Origin of the sequence: Bifidobacterium vespertilionis, assembly GCF_008698145.1 — a bacterium.
Lineage (GTDB): Bacteria > Actinomycetota > Actinomycetes > Actinomycetales > Bifidobacteriaceae > Bifidobacterium > Bifidobacterium vespertilionis.
Genome location: NZ_RZNZ01000005.1, coordinates 40,307 through 61,362, shown reverse-complemented (window position 1 = coordinate 61,362; position 21,056 = coordinate 40,307). Strand labels below are relative to the sequence as shown.

15 protein-coding genes are annotated in these 21,056 nt (G+C 64.4%); 6 read left to right on the top strand and 9 right to left on the bottom strand.

Annotated elements, in window-relative coordinates; genetic code table 11:
* Nucleotides 1–716: 716 nt before the first annotated feature.
* The 3 genes from EMO90_RS04805 to EMO90_RS04795 all read right to left on the bottom strand — a co-directional run bounded on the left by EMO90_RS04805 (nucleotide 717) and on the right by EMO90_RS04795 (nucleotide 3,452).
* Nucleotides 717–1,361, bottom strand: a complete 645-nt coding sequence (locus EMO90_RS04805) for an anthranilate synthase component II (protein ID WP_150353816.1) — start codon at nucleotides 1,359–1,361, stop codon at nucleotides 717–719.
* Nucleotides 1,362–1,476: 115 nt separating this feature from the next.
* Nucleotides 1,477–2,619, bottom strand: a complete 1,143-nt coding sequence (locus EMO90_RS04800; protein WP_150353817.1) for a class E sortase — start codon at nucleotides 2,617–2,619, stop codon at nucleotides 1,477–1,479.
* Nucleotides 2,619–3,452 carry a DUF881 domain-containing protein gene (locus EMO90_RS04795; protein WP_150353818.1) on the bottom strand — a complete coding sequence of 278 codons (834 nt, stop codon included), beginning with the start codon at nucleotides 3,450–3,452 and terminating at the stop codon, nucleotides 2,619–2,621. The genes EMO90_RS04800 and EMO90_RS04795 overlap by 1 nt, the downstream gene beginning before the upstream one ends.
* A 192-nt stretch (nucleotides 3,453–3,644) precedes the next feature.
* Here EMO90_RS04795 and crgA point away from each other — a divergent pair, with 192 nt between their 5' ends.
* Nucleotides 3,645–4,067, top strand: coding sequence for a cell division protein CrgA (gene crgA, locus EMO90_RS04790; protein WP_150353819.1), 423 nt, complete (start codon nucleotides 3,645–3,647; stop codon nucleotides 4,065–4,067).
* Between the two features lie 1,240 nt (nucleotides 4,068–5,307).
* On the opposite strand, the gene EMO90_RS04785 is transcribed toward crgA, so the two are convergent.
* Entirely contained in the window at nucleotides 5,308–6,087 is a 780-nt protein-coding gene (locus tag EMO90_RS04785) for a rhomboid family intramembrane serine protease (RefSeq protein WP_150353820.1), read from the bottom strand.
* Between the two features lie 262 nt (nucleotides 6,088–6,349).
* Here EMO90_RS04785 and EMO90_RS04780 point away from each other — a divergent pair, with 262 nt between their 5' ends.
* Nucleotides 6,350–6,583, top strand: a complete 234-nt coding sequence (locus EMO90_RS04780; protein ID WP_150353821.1) for a hypothetical protein — start codon at nucleotides 6,350–6,352, stop codon at nucleotides 6,581–6,583.
* A gap of 487 nt (nucleotides 6,584–7,070) precedes the next feature.
* Nucleotides 7,071–9,155, top strand: a complete 2,085-nt coding sequence (locus EMO90_RS04775) for a Na+/H+ antiporter (RefSeq protein ID WP_150353822.1) — start codon at nucleotides 7,071–7,073, stop codon at nucleotides 9,153–9,155.
* Nucleotides 9,156–9,770: 615 nt separating this feature from the next.
* On the opposite strand, the gene EMO90_RS04770 is transcribed toward EMO90_RS04775, so the two are convergent.
* The gene (locus EMO90_RS04770) at nucleotides 9,771–10,532 is read right to left on the bottom strand and encodes an alpha/beta hydrolase (protein ID WP_150353823.1); all 762 of its coding nucleotides are present in this window, start codon (nucleotides 10,530–10,532) and stop codon (nucleotides 9,771–9,773) included.
* A 774-nt stretch (nucleotides 10,533–11,306) separates the two neighbouring features.
* Between EMO90_RS04770 and EMO90_RS12595 the strand changes: the two genes are divergently transcribed.
* Nucleotides 11,307–12,725, top strand: a complete 1,419-nt coding sequence (locus tag EMO90_RS12595; RefSeq protein ID WP_150353824.1) for a hypothetical protein — start codon at nucleotides 11,307–11,309, stop codon at nucleotides 12,723–12,725.
* A 134-nt stretch (nucleotides 12,726–12,859) separates the two neighbouring features.
* Nucleotides 12,860–13,630 carry a sugar phosphate isomerase/epimerase family protein gene (locus tag EMO90_RS04760; protein ID WP_150353825.1) on the top strand — a complete coding sequence of 257 codons (771 nt, stop codon included), beginning with the start codon at nucleotides 12,860–12,862 and terminating at the stop codon, nucleotides 13,628–13,630.
* A 199-nt stretch (nucleotides 13,631–13,829) separates the two neighbouring features.
* On the opposite strand, the gene EMO90_RS04755 is transcribed toward EMO90_RS04760, so the two are convergent.
* From EMO90_RS04755 to EMO90_RS04745, 3 genes are all read right to left on the bottom strand, one after another.
* Nucleotides 13,830–14,147 (bottom strand): DUF3139 domain-containing protein, encoded by a 318-nt coding sequence (locus EMO90_RS04755; protein WP_223851258.1) that lies wholly within the window; start codon nucleotides 14,145–14,147, stop codon nucleotides 13,830–13,832.
* A gap of 180 nt (nucleotides 14,148–14,327) precedes the next feature.
* Nucleotides 14,328–15,341 carry a ribose-phosphate diphosphokinase gene (locus tag EMO90_RS04750; protein WP_150353827.1) on the bottom strand — a complete coding sequence of 338 codons (1,014 nt, stop codon included), beginning with the start codon at nucleotides 15,339–15,341 and terminating at the stop codon, nucleotides 14,328–14,330.
* 222 nt (nucleotides 15,342–15,563) lie between these two features.
* Entirely contained in the window at nucleotides 15,564–16,394 is an 831-nt protein-coding gene (locus tag EMO90_RS04745; protein ID WP_223849722.1) for a sulfite exporter TauE/SafE family protein, read from the bottom strand.
* Between the two features lie 609 nt (nucleotides 16,395–17,003).
* Here EMO90_RS04745 and dcd point away from each other — a divergent pair.
* Nucleotides 17,004–17,585, top strand: coding sequence for a dCTP deaminase (dcd, locus tag EMO90_RS04740; RefSeq protein ID WP_150353829.1), 582 nt, complete (start codon nucleotides 17,004–17,006; stop codon nucleotides 17,583–17,585).
* Nucleotides 17,586–18,028: 443 nt separating this feature from the next.
* On the opposite strand, the gene EMO90_RS04735 is transcribed toward dcd, so the two are convergent.
* The gene (locus EMO90_RS04735; RefSeq protein ID WP_150353830.1) at nucleotides 18,029–20,977 is read right to left on the bottom strand and encodes a cation-translocating P-type ATPase; all 2,949 of its coding nucleotides are present in this window, start codon (nucleotides 20,975–20,977) and stop codon (nucleotides 18,029–18,031) included.
* Nucleotides 20,978–21,056 lie beyond the last annotated feature (79 nt).

Here is a 21,056-nt window from a genome sequence, read left to right as displayed (position 1 = left end):
AATGGCTCCGGAAACGGCAACGGGTCCGGGTCCACGGGTTCCGGAACCGGGTCCAGCTCCGGAACCGGCAGCGGCACGACCGGGTCCAACTGATGGTATGGGAAAGCCCCGCACGCAATGTGCGGGGCTTTCCCATACCATCGTCCTGAGCACTGAGCCGTGAAGCGGACAGCCGAAGGATCCTTAACCACGCCCATTACCCCATTCCAACGGCCGGATTTGCCCAGTTTGACCTAGCTGGTGACGCGAACTGGGCAAATCCGGCCGTTGCATTCGCGAACTGGGCAAATCCGGTCATCTGGAGGCCGATTTGGAGCTCTAGAAACCCAGATCTGCCCAGTTTGCAAAATCAGCGTCCCGATCTGCCCAGTTTGCAGAGTCCTCTCTCCGTCATCCTGAGCACTGAGCCGTAACGGCTCCCTCTTTGTCATCCTGAGCGGAGCCCGATAGGGCGGAGTCGAAGGATCCTTAACTTCCCCGCGCAATGTCGGGGACGGTGACTCGATGCGAGTAGTAAGGATCCTTCGACTTCACCCTACGGTGTCCGGCTGCGCCGGACCGTCGCCGCCTTGGCGGCGGCTCCCCTCGCCTACAGGCAGCCCACAGGGCTGCCCGCTTAACGGCTCAGCGCTCAGGATGACAAAGAGAAGGACCCGTTTAACGGCTCAGTGCTCAGAATGACGTTAATCCGCTCTGCGCATTCGCCCCTTCGTTTGTTACTTTGCCACGTTGGGCTGCAGGCCGATCGACTTGGCCACGGCGTTCTCCTGACCGCACACGGCGAGCCAGTTCGCCAGCAGGCGGTAGCCGTCCTGCGTCATCACGGATTCGGGGTGGAACTGCACGGCGTACATCGGCTTGCCCTTGACCTTCAGGCCCTGCACAATATGATCGCCCTGCGTCCACGCGGTCAGCTCCAGCGTGTCCGGGATCGAATCGGGCTCCACGGCCAGCGAATGATAGCGGGTGGCGGTCATGGGGTTGGAGACGCCGGCGAAGATCTCATCGTCGATATGCTCCACCGGGCTGGTCTTGCCATGCATGATCGTGGGCGCGTGGCTCACGGTGGCGCCGAACACCTCCGCGAGCGCCTGCATGCCCAGGCACACGCCGAACATCGGCTTGCCGGTCTTCGCGCACAGGCGGATCATGTCCTCGCTCGCGCCCGATTCGGCCGGGGCGCCGGGGCCGGGGCTGATCAGCACGCCGTCGTAATCGTCCAGCAGACCGGGCTTGGCGGGGTCGACGGCATCGTTGCGCACCACGTCCACCGTGGCGCCGAGCGTCTTCAGATAGCCGACGATCGTGTAGACGAACGAATCGTAATTGTCGATGACGAGAATGCGCGCGGAATCAGTCATAGGGCCACTGTACCCCTTATGGGTAACAGAGGCCGGCGGGTGCCCAAATGGACAGAATCGGCGGCGATTGCGTCCATTTGGGCACCCGACGGCACCCGCGTCCGATCGGCCGTTCCTATTCCACAGAGACGTAAGCGCTCATCTGCTGGAACATCGGGATGTTCGCGGCCATCCACGGGAACACCCATTGGAACAGGGCCGCCGAAGCCGCCACGATCAGGATCATCATGAGCAGCAGGCGCACGGGCATCGGGCCGGGCTGACGGCGATCGATCCACCCGTAGAAGCTCGCATCGGGCCGCCTGCGCTCCCCATCGCGGATGGCCCTCAAGAGCGGATAGCGCCACGCCACCAGCGCGGCCAGATACACCACCGCGTACGCCACAAGCAGCCAGGCCACCACGCCGTCCAGCGAGCCGACCTTCGCGAACACCGAGGGCGACTCCTGCGCGGTGAACTTCACCTGCCCGGAGGAGTCCGTGGTGGCGAGCTCCTTGGGCACACCGTCGGACACCTTGGCCCAGTATTCCAGTTCGCCCCAGCTGATCCAGCGCTTGGAGGCCGGCGTGGGGCTGTAGCGCGGCTCGCAGGTGGTCAGCGTGATGTAGCGCTTGGTGGGCGTGCCGCCGGCGTTGAACGGGTCGGCGGAGACCACAGCCACATCGGTGGGCACGGTGATCTTGTACGTGGTGTAGCGGTAGACGTACCAGTAGTCCTGCGTGCGGATGATGATCGGGTCGCCCTCCTGCAGCTGGTCCACGTAGGCGAGCGGTTCGCCGTAGCCGCCGCGATGGCCGGCGATCGCGAAGTTGCCCACCTGGCCGGGCATCTGCGAGGTGGGGTAATGGCCCAGACCGTGCTTGGCCAGCTGCTCGCCGCTGATGCCCTCGACGATGTTGCGCTGCCAGTTGGTGCCGAAGCGCGGGATGTACAGCTGGGCCACCAGATCGCCGTCGGCGGCCGATTCGGGCTGCACGGGGGCGTCCCCCTGCTGGGCCTGCGCCACCTTGGTGCTGCTGCCCGCGGCGACCGGATCCGACCACGCCACGGTCTCGCGGGTCTGGATCTGGGTCTGCTCGGAGATCACGCCGGTCCACCACATCTGCCACGCGATGTACAGCGCGCACAGGGCCGCGAGGGTCATGAGGATCTCGCCGATGATGCCCAGCACCGCGAATCCGGCGTTCCGCCCGTTGCGCGCGCCCTGCGTGTTGCGTGTGCCCCTTGCATGCGAAGGCGCTCCATGCCGTCCCGCCATCACTGGTCCCCTTTCTGCGTGCCCTGCGCGCTTTGATTGGTCTGCGCGCCTTGATCGCCCGAGCCTTGATCGCCCGAGCCGCCGGGCTGGGCCGATTCCGCCACGGTCGCGTACTTGAGCTGCTGGAGCTGCGACGACGTCTTGGGGAAATCAAGGCTGTCCACGGTCTGCACCTTCCAACCCAGACCGTACACCTTCACGTATTCCTTGTAGATCTTGATCGCCTCGGAATTGTTGAGCGCGGCGATCATCGTCTTGGACGGGCCGATGGCCGAAACCGTGTACGGGGGCGCGTACTTCTTGTCCTCCAGCAGCAGGGTGTTGCCCACGCATCGCACGGCCGTGCTGGCGAGCACGCGCTGGTCCATGATCATCATCGCCTCCGCGCCGCCGTTCCACAGCGCGTTGACCACGGCCTCGATGTCCTGCTGGTGGATCACGTACGCGTCCACGTTCTTCGGGTCGTTCGCGGCCTGCTCCCTCAGCGGCGAATCGTCCAGCGTCACGGTGATGCCCGGCCCGGTGAGCGCGGCGAGCATGGTGCCCGATCCGGCGTCGTTGGCCGAGGATCCGGTGGTGGAGCTGTCGGAGATCAGGCCCTGCAGGGTGTCGATCTGGCTGCTCAGATCGTTCACCTCGCCGCTCAGCTGCTGCATGCGATTGGTCTGCTCCTCCACGAGCCCGGCCGTGTCCGAGGTGTCGTACGCGGTGCGGTTGATGCGCACATTGACGGTGAGCAGCCAGCCGGTGAGCGCCAGAATGAGCACAATGGACACGGTGGTGGGCCACGATCGCCTCACGCCGTGCCGCCCGGTCTTCCGTCGTGCCGCCATAATTGTGCTCCGATCCCCGATTTCGCGGCCGCCCACGATCATTCGCCGTGCCATCGCCCTGCGATCGGGAGTGCGATCGACGTGCCGTCGCCATGCAATCACCGCGCAGGATGCCGTATTTTCGTAAAATTGGTCGTCTCATTCGAGTCTAGCCACTACTATGACTTATAGCCTATTGAAGGAGACAAGCTGATGGCAGAGCAAGAACTGCGCAATACCGCGGCGGAGGACCAGAAGGACCTGCAGAAGTCCGCCTCCGTTAATGCTGAGGGCGAAACCGGCGCGACGAACGATGAGTACGGCGTTTCGATGGACAAGGTCGAGGCGATCCTGAACGCCACGGCGGACAAGTCCGCCCTGAACCCCCAGATGCAGCGCATGATGCAGCGCCAGGCGGAGAACACCAAGCGCGTCGAGGAGACGATCAAGGGCACCAAGGCGAATCCCGGCTGGTTCGTCCCGCTGTTCTGCACGCTGATGATCATCGGCCTGATCTGGGCCGTCGTCTACTACCTGACCACCGATTACCCGATCCCGGGCATTGGCGCCTGGAACCTGGCCATCGCGTTCGCGATCCTGATGGTCGGCTTCCTGATGACCATGTGGTGGCGCTGAGCCGCGTTGCTTTCGCGGCTGCGCGATTTTGAGATCTCGCGATTCCGCGATTCCGCGACTTACGGGCCGGTGTGATGCAGTGCGTCCGCGCACATGCATCCGCCGGCCCTTCGCGTATCCGTTCTTATCGTCATCCTGAGCGGAGCCCGTTAGGGCGGAGTCGAAGGATCCTTAATCCACGTATCAACACCACGCGCCAAGCCATCGCCGCCAGCCTTGCGCCACTTTGCATGCAGCCGGCCATCGGATTCGCTCATTTTGCGAGCCCATCCAGATGCAGAATGAGCGAATCCGATGGCGCGCGGGTCAAGCCCCTCGAGCGCCCGCGGCAGCCCGCCGGCAACCCACTCCACCGCACTGATTCCGCTCACTTTGCGCTCGCAAAATCATGGAATGAGCAGATCCGATGTCCTACGCCCCCCAATCAGCCCCCACCGCATTGGATTTGCTCATTCTAGCCAAATCAGGCATCAGGATGAGCGAATCCGATGGCCAGCTGGACGGATTCGGCGCGAATTCGACACTTCCACACTGGATCTGCTCATTTTGCATGCACGCGGAGTGCCGCGTGGGCCACAAACTGGGCAGATCGTGATGGTTCTCCCGACAACTGGGCAGATCTGGTCTTGTACGGGCCTTATTTGGGCTCCAGAAGCCCCGATTTGCCCAGTTTGCGGAAAAGCCGGCCGGATCTGCCCAGTTTGTCGCCGACTTAGTGCCCGCCAGCCCCGGTCAGGCACCAGCCGCCAGATACCGGCAAGTTATCCACAATCGGGCACCCGATTCCATCGTGCACAACGTAGATTTTGCGTTATGCACATTGTTTTCGACCGTCGATCATCGCCTCCGCCCCATCACGGCCCCACCAGCCACAGTCATACGATTCGAACAAAATGAGCAAATCGGCTGTCATATAGCCGATTTCAGCCCCCGTAGGCACTAGATATGCTCCTTTTGTGGATAATCTCCACTAGAACGTGCGTTCGTGGATAAGTCGGACATCACACACCGATTATGTGGATAACTCACTTATGCACGAGGTGGATATCCACAGTTTCCACAGCTTATCCACCATCAAACCCCTGTTTACCCACCGGAATGCGGTGCATATCCACGACATATCCCCTAGTTATCCACAGAGTTGCCCACAGATTGTGGATAATCACATGCGTGTAATTTACGCACCGCAATCCCGCCGCCGGACGGCCCGGCCGGCCCATCCAGACCCGTCAACCCATCCTCACATGAACATGCGCATCGGATTGTTCAGATTGCACGCCAGCACCGCGGCCACCAGCGCCACGAACACCACGCCGCCGTACACCGCGGTCCGGGTCACGATCGACTTGCCGCGCAGCAGCCGGATCCCCGAGGTCAGCAGCAGAGCCAGCACACCACCGGTCACAAAGCCGCCCACATGCGCCTGCCACGCGATGCCCGGGACGACCAGCGGCATCGCGAAATTGATCGCCATCCAGATCAGCATCGATCGGATATCCGCGCCGATCCGCCGGAACACCACCAGCATCGCGGCGAACAAGCCGAACAGCGCGCCGGATGCGCCGTACGCGGCGGTCATCCAGCCGGACATCGACGGGGAGATCGCGGCGACCGCCATCATGCCCACGCTGCCGCCCACGCCGGAGATCGCGTAGAACGCCAGGAACGGCCAGTGGCCCAGCATGCGCTCCAGCAGCGGCCCCACGCTCCACAGGGCGAGCATGTTGAACAGGATGTGCATGATGCCGGGCTCGTGCAGGAACATCGAGGTGATGAACGTCCACGGGCGCGAGACGGCCAAAAGCGGGCTGAACATGCCGGCGTTGAGCATCATGTTGAGCAGGCCGGGCGCGAGGAACCGGAGCACGATCTCGACCACCCACACGGCCACGCAGACCACGATGATCATCTGTGTGATCACCGGGCCGCCGCTGCGCCACTGGTTGGCGAGGACGCGCCGATCGAACAGGTCGCGCAGGCCAGGGGTGTTGGGGAAGAGGCTGAATCGTCTGTTGCTCATGACACCACTGTATCGGATGCCGGGCAGATGGCGGCAGGTGCCTGGCAGATGGCGTCGGACGCCTGGACGAACATGACGAGGGCCAGAAACGCCCATTTGGACATCCACGACACGACGGGTCCCGGTGTCCGCTTAAGCCCGTCATCATGAGCCTTTGCGCGATTCCCACACGCAACCGCCACAAACCACCTTCTATGATGGACAGTAGCGTTGGCTTGAACGGGCAGGCCATCGGACACCTGTAACAAGGAAAGGAGCCGTCATGGAGAACAAGTCGTCGAACGGTTGGAAGTTCTTCGCGCTGCTCTTCGGCGCCCTGCTGGCCGCCGTCGGAGCGCTCTACATTTACAAGCAGCAGAATCCGGATTATGATCCTTGGGAGGAGCCGTGGGAGAACAGCTCCTCGCCGGTTGATCTTGGCCTTGCCAAGGACGATGACGAGGACAAGCCCAGCGGTGCCGAGGAGGCCGAAAAGCCGGCCGCCGACGCCGCCTGATCGTCGCTCCGCATAAGGCTTGCGCGAATCGCGCAATTGAATGGAAAAGCCCCGCGTGTCATGTCCGCGGGGCTTTTTGCTGTCCGCGAAAACGTTCGGAATCAGCCCGCCGCGCAAAGGCAGGCACCCAACGTCATCCTGAGCGCAGCGTAGCGGAGTCGAAGGATCCTTAACCTTACGCACAAGGTCCATGGTGCGGGAGGTCAAGGATCCTTCGACTCCGCGCTTTGGTGTCCGGCTGCGCCGGACCGTCGCCGCCTTAGCGGCGGCTCCCTTCGCCTACGGGCAGCCCACAGGGCTGCCCGCTTAACGGCTCAGTGCTCAGGATGACGAAGGGACCACCCCGACCTCCCAGAATGACGGAACCGCCCGCCCCGCACCGCAACCCCCGGCACTCCCCTAACAATTTCCTAACATGGTTCCATACAATGGGACCGGAACCAGCGGTCGGAAGGCGGCGGCAAGGAGCGAGAGAGCGGGAGAACCTGTGCAAGTCTTTGAACTGATACTGTGCATTCTGGCGGCGGTCATCGTCTCGTCGTTCATCAGCCGGTTCATCCCCCGCGTCTCCACGCCGCTCGTTCAGATCGTGCTGGGCCTCGTGGCCGCATATCTGCCGTTCTTCCCCGATGTGAAGCTCAACCCCGAACTGTTCATGGTGCTATTCATCGCCCCGCTGCTTTACGAGGAGGCGCACAGCATCGACAAATCGGCCCTGCTGAGGCATCTCAAGCTGTCCCTGTCGCTGGCCATCGGACTGGCCGCGGCCACCATGATCGCCGTCGGATTCGCGCTCAGCCTCGCATGGCCGGCCGTCCCGCTCGCGGCGGCGCTGGCCCTGGGCGCGGCGCTCGGCCCCACGGACGCGGTGGCCGTCAGCGCCCTAGGACGCGAGGCCAGCCTGAGCATGCGCCAGACCGCCGTGCTCAAGGGCGAATCGCTGTTCAATGACGCGACCGGCATCGTGGGCTTCCAGTTCGCGATCGCCGCGGCCGCCACCGGCATGTTCAAATTCGGCGAGGCGCTGGGCGATTTCGTGCTCTCCTTCACCGGCGGCACCGTGCTGGGCCTGGCGATCGGCATGATCGTCAACTGGCTGTTCGAGACGATGCGCCGGCTGGGCTGGGAGAACACGACCACGCGCATCCTCATGGAGATCTTCCTGCCGTTCCTGATGTACATGAGCGCCGAGATGCTCCACGTCTCCGGCATCCTGTGCGTGGTCGCGTCCGGTCTGATCGGCCGATTCGACCGCACCGGCGTGGGTCCCAATGTGGCGCGCGCGAACATCGTGAGCTCCAGCGTGTGGTCGGTGATCGCGTTCAGCCTCAACGGCACCGTGTTCATCCTGCTCGGCATGCAGCTGCCCGGCGCGATGCACACCTCCTGGGAGGATCCGACGATCAGCAACTGGACGCTGATCGGCCTGATCCTGCTGGTCACCTTCGTGGTGGTGGGCATGCGATTCGTCTGGGTGCTCGGCATGCTGCGGCTCACCAAGGATACGGACACCGGCAAGCGCCGCCCGATCACCCGCGAGCGCCTGCGCAGCGCCGCCGTGATGACCCTGGGCGGCCCCAAGGGCACGATCACGCTCTCCCTGATGTTCACGATCCCCTACTGGATCGAATACGGCGACGAGTTCCCCATGCGCAACGATCTGATCTTCATCGCCTCGGGCGTGATCATCCTCACGCTGGTCATGGCCAACTTCGGTCTGCCACTGCTCGCGCCCAACCGCCACAAGGACTATTCGGCCGAGCACAACAAGATCACCATCGAGGTGCTGCGCCGCACGATCGAGGAGCTCGGCGCCAAGACCACGCCGGAGAACCGCCGCGCGATGCAGATGGTGGTCAACTCGTACACGCAGCGCATCACCAGGCTCCAGCAGCGCTTGGGCGGCCCCGATTCGCACGATCTCGACCGTCTGCAGGCGCAGGCGCTCAAGTGGGAGCACGATTACATCGATCAGCAGCTCAAGCGCATCAAGGCGCACGAGCCGAGCCCGGATGGCGAGGAGGAGATCGCCGAGGAGGCGTGCGATCTGCTGCTCGAGCGGATCTCGCAGGCCCTTGAGCACTTGGGCAGCATCGACGAGACCGAGTCGCGCGCCCATGTGGCCTGGAGGCACATCCACCGCCGGTTCAGTTCGATGACCCGGCGCGCCCACAGCCTGGCCAAGCGCGCGGAGAACCGCGTGCGCCACACGGCCCCGATGATGAGCGACGACGAGCTGTTCGCCCACACCCGCCGCCTGCAGGTGGCCGCGATCGATCATACGATCAACAAGCTGTACGGCGAGCTCGGATCCAGCCGGTTCAAGACCGAGAACGTGAGCGGCATGATCCTCGACTATCAGCGCGCGAAGGCCGCCCTGCAGGCCCGGCCGAACGTGGGCTACAGCGCCCGCGCGCAGAACATGGCCGAGGAGATCAAGAAGGAAAGCTATGCGATCGAGCTGCGCATCATCCAGGACATGGCGGACGATGGCGAGATCAGCCGCGCCGAGGCGCGGAACCTGAGGCGCAATGTGTATGTGATGCAGGTTGACGCGGATTCGGGGCTGTAAGCCCCTTCATCCGCGTCAACCTGCATCCGTCGCCGCCTTGGCGGCGGCTCGACCGCAACTGCGGACGGCCGACGGCCGCAGCATTATTCGCTCACTGCCGTTCGCCTTCGCCTACAAACGCCACCGGCGTTTGCCAGACGGCTCAGCCTGCCTACGGACAGCCCACCGGGCTGTCCGCTTAACGGCTCAGCAGGTTGACGCGGATTCGGGGCTGTAAGTTTTCCCGTCATCCTGAGCGAAGCCCGAAGGGCGAAGTCGAAGGATCCTTAACTTCCTGCATTATGCTCATCCGCGCAGTGGCCAAGGATCCTGCGCTGCGCTCAGGATGACGGGAACAACCCAGGCTGACGAGAAACCGCTCCACACCCCCACTTCCCGGACCCAAACTGGGCAGAATCCGACGCGGCCGAAACAAACTGGGCAGATCCGGTCTTCTACAGGCCGATTTGAGGCCCCAGATGACCGGATCTGCCCAGTTTGCAAAATCAACGTCCCGATCTGCCCAGTTTGCAAGATCGCCCTCCCCCATCCAGTGGCCAAGGATCCTTCGACTCGCTCCGCTCGCTCAGGCTGACGGCGGACAACCCAGGCTGACTCAGGAGGCGGGCTCGGCGGCTACATCACACCGGAGGCGAGGGCGTTGGTGATGAGCCACTCGCGAATGTCGTTGAACTCGTCGAGACTCACCGCGTGGTCCAAACCGCGGTAGCTCTTGGTATTGAGCCACGTGTGCTCCTCAAGCCAAGCCGCGCAGGCATACAGCTCGTACTTGGGCACCACGGATTCGTTCTTGCCGTAGCAGTAGTAGACAGGCCTGTCGAGCGAGGTGAGCAGATCGTCGGCGGGCGCGGTGCCGGGCACGCGGCCGGGGGCCAGATACCCGGAGAAGGAGATCGCCGCGCTATAGCGCTCGGGGTTGAGACGCAGCAGATGGACGGCGATCGTGCCGCCCTGGGAAAATCCGATCGGGACCACCTCGCGATCGGCCGGAATATGCGAGGCGACCCAATCGTCCACGGCCTTCGCGGCCGCGTACACGTCGTAGTCCATATCGTCGCCGCTCACGATCGCATCATGGAACCAGGCGTAGGCGCCCGGGATGTACGTGCCCCTCGGCTCCTCAAGCGTGTAGGGGCCACGCGGGGCCACATAGTCGTTGAAGGGGGCGACCATCTGCACCAGGTCCTCGGCATCCTCCTCGTTGGCGCCCCATCCGTGCAGGCTCAGGAACAGCGGTCGGTTCGGCGCCGCGGAGGCGTCACCGCGGGACATCAGCACATGCTCGTCGTCGATCGTGAATGGCTCCCCGAAGCGCCCGGGCACCACGCTGGATTCACGGCCGATCAGATTATTGACTTCGTTGTTCTCCTCGCTCATACCAATCCACTATATCCAGCGCGGGGTGCATGGCTTTCCGGATTCCATCTGGGGAACTATGAACTTCGTCACACCGGGCGAGCGGGCCGGCTGGGCATCGGGCACGCTGGATCGCGCGGGAACCGGGAGAAGCGCGTCACTCGGCGCGGGATACCCGTCACCGGGTACGAATCACGTCACCGGGCGCGATCGCTCCCCGTGACGGGGTCTGAAAACCATTGCGGCACAGGGCCTCCCGTTCGGCGTCACCGGGTGCGATCGCTCCCTGTGACGCAAGCCGCGCCCTGTGACGCAAGCCGCGCCCCGTGACGCCCAATGGCACCCCGCGGCACCCGCCCGCATCCGATTCGCTCATTCTGCCCACGCCAAATCACAGAATGAGCGAATCGGATGTCCTGCACCCCCAATCGGCCCTGCAGGACATCGGATCTGCTCATTTTGTAGCCGGCGGAGCGCAAAGTGAGCAAATCGGATGGGCGGAGTCTGGGATGAGCCGGCTGGGATGAGCCGGACGCCACCCTGAGCAAGCGGAGCTAGTCGCCCCCCATGACGCCATGGTGCGGGAGGTTAAGGATCCTTCGACTCGCTCCGCTCGCTCAGGATGACACGGCACGCTCAGGACAGCACGGCACGCTCAGGATGACACGGCACGATCAGGACAGCACGCGCTTAGATCGACACTGTGTGCATTTGTTGTCGCTCCCCCTACGCCCCGCACGCGCCTACAATTGGGGTGGATTTCAATACGTTCGGAGAGTGGACAAGAAAACGATCATGGCAAGGTATTCACACGGCAACCATCGTTGGGTCGCGGCGATCGTGGCGGGGGCCACGATGCTGGCGCTTGGTGCGTTCCCGGCGGGCGCCCAGGCGGATGACGCGAACCGGACCGCCAATCCGTCGGCCACGGGGACAAGCGCCACCAGCAGCCAGACCACCAGCGCAAGCACGCCCGGCGCAACCGACACCACCCCCGCGCCCGCCACCCAGGACGACAACGCCGCAGGCCTGTCCTTCGAGCACCAGGCGCTCACCGACGCGTTCAAGAACCTCGAGGACCTCAACGCGCAGCTCAAGCAGGATGCCGCCGATCGCGCCCAGCAGCATCAGGAGAACCTCCAGCAGCTGCAGCAGAGCCTGCAGAACGCGCACAACGACATCAAGCAGACCATCGACGACGTGCACGCCAACAAGCAGCAGGCCGCCGAGGATCTGCATCAGGACGTGCAGAACACCATCGAGCACGCCAAGCTCATCGTCAGGATCCTCAAGGAGTTCCACGACACGGTGGTGGGCGACATCGACGACGCCTTCGCCAACCTCGAGAACGACTGGGAGCATCTGAAGGACAACCACGACGCGATGAAGGACGCGCTGCAGAAGGAGCATGATCGTCTGCAGGCCAACATCGACACCGCCGTGAAGAAGCTGATCCAGGACCTCAAGGACGCCGGCGAACACAACCAGCTGCTGTTCGACGCGATCCAGCAGATCCACGACGCGATCAAGCAGGACATCGATAACATCTTCGCGCAGCTCGAGAAGGATCTGGACAACGCGCAGGCCAACCACGACCAGTTCATGGCCGATCTCAAGGAGGCACACGACACGCTCGTGGGCGTGATCGACGATGCCTTCACCACGCTGCACACCATCCATGAGCTCGTCCACGCGGATGTGACCGACGCGCAGCAGCACATCAAGGACCTGCTGGCCAGCCTCAAGGCCGATCACGACGCGATCAAGCAGACGCACAACGACTACATCGCCGCCCGCAAGCAGTGGCACGACGACTTCACCAAGGCATTGGCCGACGCCGCCAAGCAGGCCGGCACCACCGTACCCACCGTGTCGACCGGCAACGGCACGACCACCACCGGCACTTCCGCCGGATCGGGCGACGGCTCCGGCACGGCCGACAGCGGTTCCAACACCGCGGCCTCCGATTCCGGCAATACCGCCAAGAAGGACGATTCCCTGGCCGCCAAGCTGGGCGGCGACTCCTCCAGCGTGTCCGACGCGGCCACCCAGCAGTCCCTCGCCACCACCGGCGTGGCCATCTCCGGCCTGTGCGCGATCATGCTCGCGCTGGCGGGCATCGGCTACCTGTTCAAGTTGCGGTCCCGCCGCGAGGCCGCAACCGTCGCCAATGCCGCAACCGCAGACAGGGGCGACACGGCCGACGTCAAGTAGCACCGGCAAGTAACGGCAATCGGCCCACCGGCTGGCATGTCAGTCATACAATAGGGCGTGGAGACAACTGAGAGAACCGTCTCCGCGCCCGTTCCATATCCGGGCAGTGTACAGACTATTAGAGGGATGGCCGCATGGTGCAGCTGGGAATCAACACGCTGATGTATTTGGATGCGATGAAGGCCGGCACGCCACAGTCCGCGCTGATTGGCAGGATCGCCGAGTTCTTCCCGATCGCCGAGGTGCGCCGAGAGTTCATCGCCGGCGGCAATGAGGCCGATCCCGCATTCCAGGCCGAGCTGTGCGCAATCCGCGACGCCGCCGCATCGCGCGACATGACCCTCTACTACTCCGTACCCGAGGATTTCTGCACCAGCGGCACCGTGAATCCGAACCTCAAAATGTTCCTGGCCGAAGCGACCGCGTTGGGCGCGTCCGGCATGAAGTTCGCCGTGGGTGACGTGCCGAACACGCCGCTGGACGCCCTGAAGACGGCCGATGAAATGGTCCGCCGCGAGGGCGTGGCCGTATGCGTGGAGAATGATCAGACGGCCTCGCACGGCAGCTTGGAATGGGCCATGGAGTCCATGCAGCGGCTCGTCGAGGCTGGTGCCAGCGTGAAGTTTTGCTATGACTGCGGCAACTGGGTGTGGGCCGGCGTCGATCCGAACGAGGCCTTCGACGCCCTGCTCGCGGCCGATGCGATCGGCGAATACCAGATCAAGAACGTGAACGCGCCCGATGCGCCCAACCATCCCGCACCGGCGCTGCTCAAGGAGGGCACGGTCGATTGGGCCGGCCAGATCCGCCGCCTGCCCGAGCTCGTGCCGGTCACGCTGGAGTACCCGTCGCCGCTCGACCGGATCGACGCCGAGGTCGCCATCGCCAAGCGCGAACTGGCGTAGGGCGGCAACGTCGGCCTGAGCGCCGTCCATTGGTGCGAAGCCGCTCAGGATGACAAGGCCTCCTTTCTGTCATCCTGAGCGGAGCGTAGCGGAGTCGAAGGATCCTTAATTTCCCGCATTGTGTTTTTCTGCGTAATGGCCAAGGATCCTTCGCTGCGCTCAGGATGACGGGGCGGCTCAGGATGACGGGGCAGCCGCATTACTCCAGCGGATCGTAGCGCACGTCGCCGGTGAAGCTCGTGGAGCCCAGGTACACCGCGCAGGTCATGGTGTCGAACCGCACGCCATCGTTCCGGACGTCCACCAGCCGATAGAGGTACTCGTAGCGGTACTGCGGGTCGCTGTGGTACGTGACGTCGATGAAGTAGCCGTCCTGCGTGTAGTCCTTATGCACGCTCTTCGACGCCACATCGCCATCGGGCACACCTTGCAGCCGCGAGTACTCCGCATACTTGCGCTCGGCCATCGCACGCTGCACGGGGAAGTAGTAGATCAGGCCCGCAAACACCACCACGATCGCGGCGATCAGCAGCGGGACGACGTTTTTTTCTTGGCATCAGGTCCTCCTTGATCGATGTCATGCAAAACAATCGTACAACGCGCCCGCTTGCCGGGGCAACACCGGGGCAACACAAGGGGCGCCCCGAAGGACGCCCCAAAATCAGTTCAGCCGGATCGGCCGGACAACCGGCTCAGCTCACGCGTAGATGTTCTTCGGCCGCATGTCCGACGGCAGCCCCTCCAGCAGGTGGGTCACCGAGCGCGATTCGAAGACCGATCGGATGCCGGCGGCCAGCAGCGGCGCGCAGGATAGGACGGTCATGTTCGGCAGGCGCTTGGATTCGGGCACCGGAACCGTGTCCATGAGCACGATCTCGCGGGCGCCGCACTGGGACAGGCGCTCCACGGCCGGGCCGGACAGCAGGCCATGGGTGGCCACCAGCGTGACCGACTTGGCACCGGCGTTGCGCAGCGTGCGCACGGCCTCGCAGATGGTGCCGGCGGTGTCGATCATATCGTCCACCACCACGCAGTCGCGGCCCAGCACGTCGCCGATGATGCCATGGGCCTCGGCGTGGTTGGGGCGCGTGATGTCGCGGCTCTTGTGGATGAACGCGAGCGGCAGGTTGCCCAGTCGGGCGGCCCACTGCTCGGAAACCTTGATGCGGCCGGCGTCCGGGGAGACCACGGTGGTGTTCTCCAGCGGCATGCTGTTGCGCACGTAGTCGAGCAGGACGGGCATGGCCGTGAGGTGGTCCACCGGGCCGTCGAAGAAGCCCTGCTCCTGCGCCGCGTGCAGATCGACGGTCATGATGCGGTCCGCGCCGGCCGTGCGGAAGAGGTCGAACATCAGGCGGGCGGTGATGGGCTCGCGGCCCTGATGCTTCTTGTCCTGGCGGGAGTAGCCGAAGAACGGGGCCACCACGGTGATGGAGCGGGCCGACGCGCGCTTGAGGGCGTCGATCATGATGAGCTGCTCCATGATCCACTTGTTGATCGGGTCGGTGTGCGACTGCAGCACGAACACATCCTCGCCGCGGACGGGCTGCGCGAATCGCACGTACATCTCGCCGTTCGCGAAGTCATACGCCTGTGTGGGGAACAGATCGACCCCCAGACAACGGGTGACCTCCTCCGCGAGCTCGGGGTAGGCCCGGCCCGTCACCACCGCCAAACGCTTTTCGGGCACGCCTTCCAGGACTGCAGACATACGACCTCCGCTTCGATGTGTCTTTACCGCCTATCCACTATACCCATAGGCCCGGCCGTCGCATCGCCGAATTCACGAAGTTGCCGCGAACGCGTTCGATATGGCGACGATTCCGCACCAAAATCCCACAATGTGGCATTGTCTGCGGCATCGCGCGCCCGGCTGACAGCGGCGGTCGGCGGCAACCGGGCACAAATCGAGCAACCGAGCGCAACCGGGCGTTCAGGCCTTGCGGACCTTCTTGGTGGCCTGCATCGCCACGTAGAACGAACGGATCAGCAGGAAGCCGAGGTATGCGGCGAACAGGTACTGGCCCACCACCGGGCTGACCGCGCCGGCGATCCACGTGCCGAACGGCGTGATGCAGGCGGCCACGATGCCGATGATCAGACCGGCCTTGAAGTGCACCATCCTGCGCTTCACATTGGCGACCGTGGTGGTGATGGCGTTCGGGAACATGGCGAGCAGCGAGGTGCCGCGGGCGATCAGATCGGATGCGGCGAAGATGATAGACAGCGCCGGCACGGCCAATGCACCGCCGCCGATGCCCAGCAGGCCCGCCAGCACGCCGATCACCAGGCCCATCGCGACCAGACTGATGCCGGTGACCACGTTCATGTCGATGGCGGAGTCGCGCGACGGCGTGAAGATGAGCTGGTTGACGATCACGAAGACCAGAAAGGCCACGAACACCCAACGCAGCACGAGTTCGGGGAGTCTGGACAGCAGCCAGCTGCCGATCTGCCCGCCGAAGAACATGCCGATGAACAGCAACAGGGCCGCGATCCAGTCCACGTTGCCGTTGGAGGCGTAGGACACCACGCCGGAGATGGATGTGGGAACGATCGCGAGCATGGAGGTGGCGGCCGCATGGCGCTGGGTGAGTCCCAGCCAAACCAGCGCGGGCACGATCACCGTGCCGCCGCCGATGCCGAACAGGCCGGACAGGATGCCCACCAGCACGCCCACCACAACCAGAACCGCGATCCCACGCGGGGATTCATCCAGATTGTTCTCTTCGTCCACTTGAACCGACTGAGCCGTTTGAGCCATGGTCGAAACCTCTCTCATTGGTCATTGCCGATCGGGCGCCGCCGAGCGCCCCGACCGGTGGAATCAGACTCAGTCTATCCACCCCGCTGCATGTGAGGGGACACACGTCCGGAAAAAGAGAACCCGGCGAGGGGAAACTCGCCGGGTAGAGAGAAAGGAGAGAAGAAGAAAGGATTCTGTTATCGGAGGCTTGCACCCCTGTTCAGTGGAGTGCTGCCTTCCGCTGACATGAATAAGTAAAACAGTCGTACCTTGACGCATTGATCGTGTTTCCTGAGAATATTCTGAGAGTATGTGTCAGTTGGGCGGCGGGGGCGGGGCAGGGCGTTCTGCCGTCATCCTGAGCGAAGCGGAGCGGAGCCGAAGGATCCTTACCTTTTCGCACCAGTGCATGCGATGATTGGCGCGGAAAGTTAAGGATCCTTCGACTTCGCCCTTCGGGCTTCGCTCAGGATGACGGAGTTTCCTTTCGTCACGCCCATGCCACCCCGCGTCCCACCACGCCCCGCGCTACACTGGGGGATGACATGCCGGCATCGCACGCCGCGCCGTCGAATGCCGTCCAATGCCGCCGGCGCCACACCGCGCCGACCCGCCCGAAGGAGAATCATGCTGCTGTCCGACCGTGACATTCTGGCCGCCCACGACGAGGGGCACATCTCGCTCGACCCGTGGACCCCCGATATGGTGCAGCCGGCGTCGATCGACGTGCGCCTCGACCGGTTCTTCCGCCTGTTCAACAACCACGCCTACACGTACGTGGACCCGGCCGAGAACCAGGGCGCACTGACCGAGCAGTTCGAGGTGCAGCCGGATGAGCCGTGGATCCTGCACCCGGGCGAGTTCGCGCTCGGCTCCACATGGGAGTACGTGAAGCTGGACGCCACGATCGCCGCGCGTCTCGAGGGCAAGAGCTCGCTGGGCCGACTGGGCATCCTCACGCACTCCACGGCCGGATTCATCGACCCCGGCTTCGAGGGGCACATCACGCTGGAGCTCAGCAATGTCTCCACGCTGCCGGTGAAGCTGTGGCCGGGCATGAAGATCGGCCAGATGTGCTTCTTCCAGCTCAGCTCCCCCGCCGAGCACCCGTACGGCTCCAAGGGCGTCGGATCGCACTATCAGGGCCAGCGAGGCCCCACGCCAAGCCGTTCCTACGTGAACTTCTACAGGGCCCACATCGACGACTGACGGGCGACTCCCCCGGCCCTGCGGCGCCACAACCCCATCCCCCGGCACCACCGGCGTCTTCTATCTTCCGGTGCCTTTCCGGCACGCCTTTCCGGTACTTTCTGTAAAAAAATTACAAGAAGTACCGGGGAGACACCGTCTCGCGGTGCGTTCTGTAAATCCGTTACAAAACGCACCTCAAACACCCCCGTTCAACGTCGTTATTGTAAATCCGTTACAAAACATGCCGCGGAGCCCCGGTCCCGACGTCCATTCCGTAACGTTCATACAGAAATGACACCAAAGCGGCCTCAAAGCGGCATCCGCACCAGACAGATAACCTCCGCATAAAACAGCACGCGGCACAGCACGCAAAAGGGGCGGTCGCCAGGCGTTTCCAGCCCGGCGACCGCCCCTTCGGTCATTCGGCCGCTATGCGGTCGCTATGCAGGATCGCGCACGGTTCAGCCCGCGATGCCGCGCTTCCTGTCGACCACGCGCAGCACGAGCTTGCGCAGCTCGGTGGCCACCAGCACGAACGCGGCCAGGCCGATGCACTCGAGCCATGCGACGGCGCCCAGCGGCGTGGTGCCGAAGGCGGTGTTGAGGAACGGCACGTAGATCACCAGCAGCTGCAGGGCGATCGAGATGCCGATCGCGCCCCACAGGTACTTGTTGGCGAACAGGCCCACGAAGGCGGACTGCTTGGAGGAGCGGGAGGCGATCGCATTGAACAGCTGGGCGAACACGAGGATCGTGAAGCCCATCGTGCGGGCCTCCACCATCTGCGCGTCGTGGCCGAGCGCATCCACGGAACGGTCCGTGAACAGGCCGCCGGCCAGATGCATGTCCATGCCGATCAGCGTCACCACGGCCATGATCAGGCCCACGAAGATGATGTCGCCCCACATGTCCGCGTCGATCACACGATCGGTGAGCTTGCGCGGGCGGCGGTTCATCACGTCCTCGGTCTGCGGATCGACGCCCATGGCCAGGGCCGGCGCGGCGTCGGTGAGCAGGTTGATCCACAGCAGCTGGGTGGCGAGCAGCGGCACGGTCACGCCCTCCACGCCGGGCTGCGTGATGCCCAGGAAGCCGGCGAACATCACGCCGCCGAACACCGTGAGCACCTCGCCCACGTTGGAGCTCAGCAGGTAGCGCAGGAACTTGCGGATGTTGTCGAAGATGCCGCGGCCCTCGCGCACAGCGGCCACGATGGTGCTGAAGTTGTCGTCCGCCAGGATCATCTTGGCGGATTCCTTGGTGACCTCGGTGCCGGTGATGCCCATGGCCACGCCGATGTCCGCGGTCTTGACGGCCGGGGCGTCGTTCACGCCGTCGCCGGTCATGGCCACGATGTTGCCCTGACGCTGCAGGGACTCGACGATCTTCAGCTTGTGCTCGGGGGCCACGCGGGCGTAGACGGACACCTCACTGGTGGCCCTGTCGAACGCGTCGTCGCCCTTGGAGGCCAGATCGTCCAGCTGGTCGCCGGTCAGGGCCTTGCCGCCCTTGTCGATGATGCCCAGATCGGAGGCGATGCGGGCGGCGGTCAGCGGGTGGTCGCCGGTGATCATCACCGTGCGGATGCCGGCGCGGTGCGCCTCGGCCACGGAGTCGCGGACCTCGGTGCGCGGCGGGTCGATGATGCCCACCATGCCGGCCCAGATCAGATCGGTCTCGATCGCATCGGCCTGGTCGGCGATGTCCGAAACCTGCCCGGCGGCGTTCACCTGAATGCCCGGCACGTCGGCCAGGGACTCGGTCTCCAGCGGGCGGTAGGCCTCGCCCAGCGTGCGGTAGGCCTCGCCGGACAGGCGCTCCACGGTGGCGAGGATCGTCTGGCGATCGCCCTCGGTGAGCGGACGGACCTGGCCGCCCACGGCGATGCGCGAGCAGTAGCCCAGCAGCACGTCCGGGGCGCCCTTGGCGAAGACGGTGAGCTTGTCGCCGTCCGCGCCGTCCTTGGCGATGATCGACATGCGCTTGCGCTCCGAGGTGAACGGCACCTCGGCCACGCGGCTGAATCGGCCGTAGTCCTTGAGGGCCTTGATCTTGCGCGCGGCCACCACGAGCGCGACCTCGGTGGGGTCGCCCACGATCTCCCACTTGCCGTTCTCCTCGCGCAGATCGCCGTCGTTCGCGAGCGCGCCGGCGGCGATGGTGGTCACGGCCTCCACGCGCAGTGGCGAGTCGGCGGGCAGATCGTTGCCGTCCATGCCGATCATCTGGCCCTTGGGCGCGTAGCCGGTGCCGGTCACCTGGACCTCGCCGGACGGGGTGACGATGCGCTCGACGGTCATCTCGTTGCGGGTGAGCGTGCCGGTCTTGTCCGAGCAGATCACGGAGGCGGAACCCAGCGTCTCCACGGAGTGCAGCTTCTTGACGATCGCGTGGTGCTTGGCCATGCGCTGCACGCCCAGCGCGAGCACGACGGTGAGGATGGCGGCCAGGCCTTCGGGCACGGCGGCCACGGCCAGGGAGACGGCCAGCAGCAGGGAGTCGATGACGTCCTGCAGCGAATGGAAGCCGCTCATCACGGCGAGGGCCACGAGCACGAGCACGGCGATGATGCACACCGCGATGCCCAGGATCTTGGCCACATGGTCCATTTCCTTCTGCAGCGGGCTGTCGTCGTCCTCGGTCTTGGCGAGCATGTCCGCGATCTTGCCGACCTGCGTGTTCATGCCGGTGCCGGTGACGATCGCGCGACCGGTGCCCTGGGTGACGGACGTGCCATTGAAGATCATGTTGGCGCGGTCGCCCAGCGCCTTGGCGGAGGCGAGCGTGTCCGGCTTCTTGCCCACGGGCACGGATTCACCGGTCAGGCTGGCCTCGGCGATACGCAGCGAGGCGGCGGCGAACAGTCGGCCGTCGGCGGAGACGCTGTCGCCCTCGGCGAGGACGAGCACGTCGCCGGGCACCACGTCGGAGGTGTTGATGCGCACGATCTTGCCGTCGCGCAGCACGCTGGTCTGCGGCGCGGCCATCTTGCTCAGCGCGTCGACGGCCTGTTCGGCCTTGGCTTCCTGGATGTAGCCGAGCACGGCGTTCAGGATCAGGATCAGCACGATCACGATCGCGTCGAACGGCAGCACCTCGCCGCCTTCGCCGTGGTTGCGCTCGATGAACCATGCGACCAGGGAGATGCCGGTCGCCACCAGCAGCAGGTAGACCAGCGGGTCCTGGAACTGCTGCAGGAACTTCTTCCACTTGGGGACGGGCGGCGCGCCGGCCAGCTGGTTGGGGCCGAATTCCTCTAGTCTGCGCCTTGCCTCGGCCTCGCTCAGGCCGACGTTCGGGTCTACGTTCAGCGCCTTGGCCACGTCCAACGCGTCGGTCAGCGACGGATCGACGTTGGAGGGTAGGGCTTCCTTTACGGGGATGGGTTGATCATTCAAGGCCTTGGCCATGATCTCATTGCTCCTCGGTTGGCCGCGGAGTAATCAACGTCGTGCGGTTTCCTTGCCGCTCGCGTTGCGCGGTTGTGTC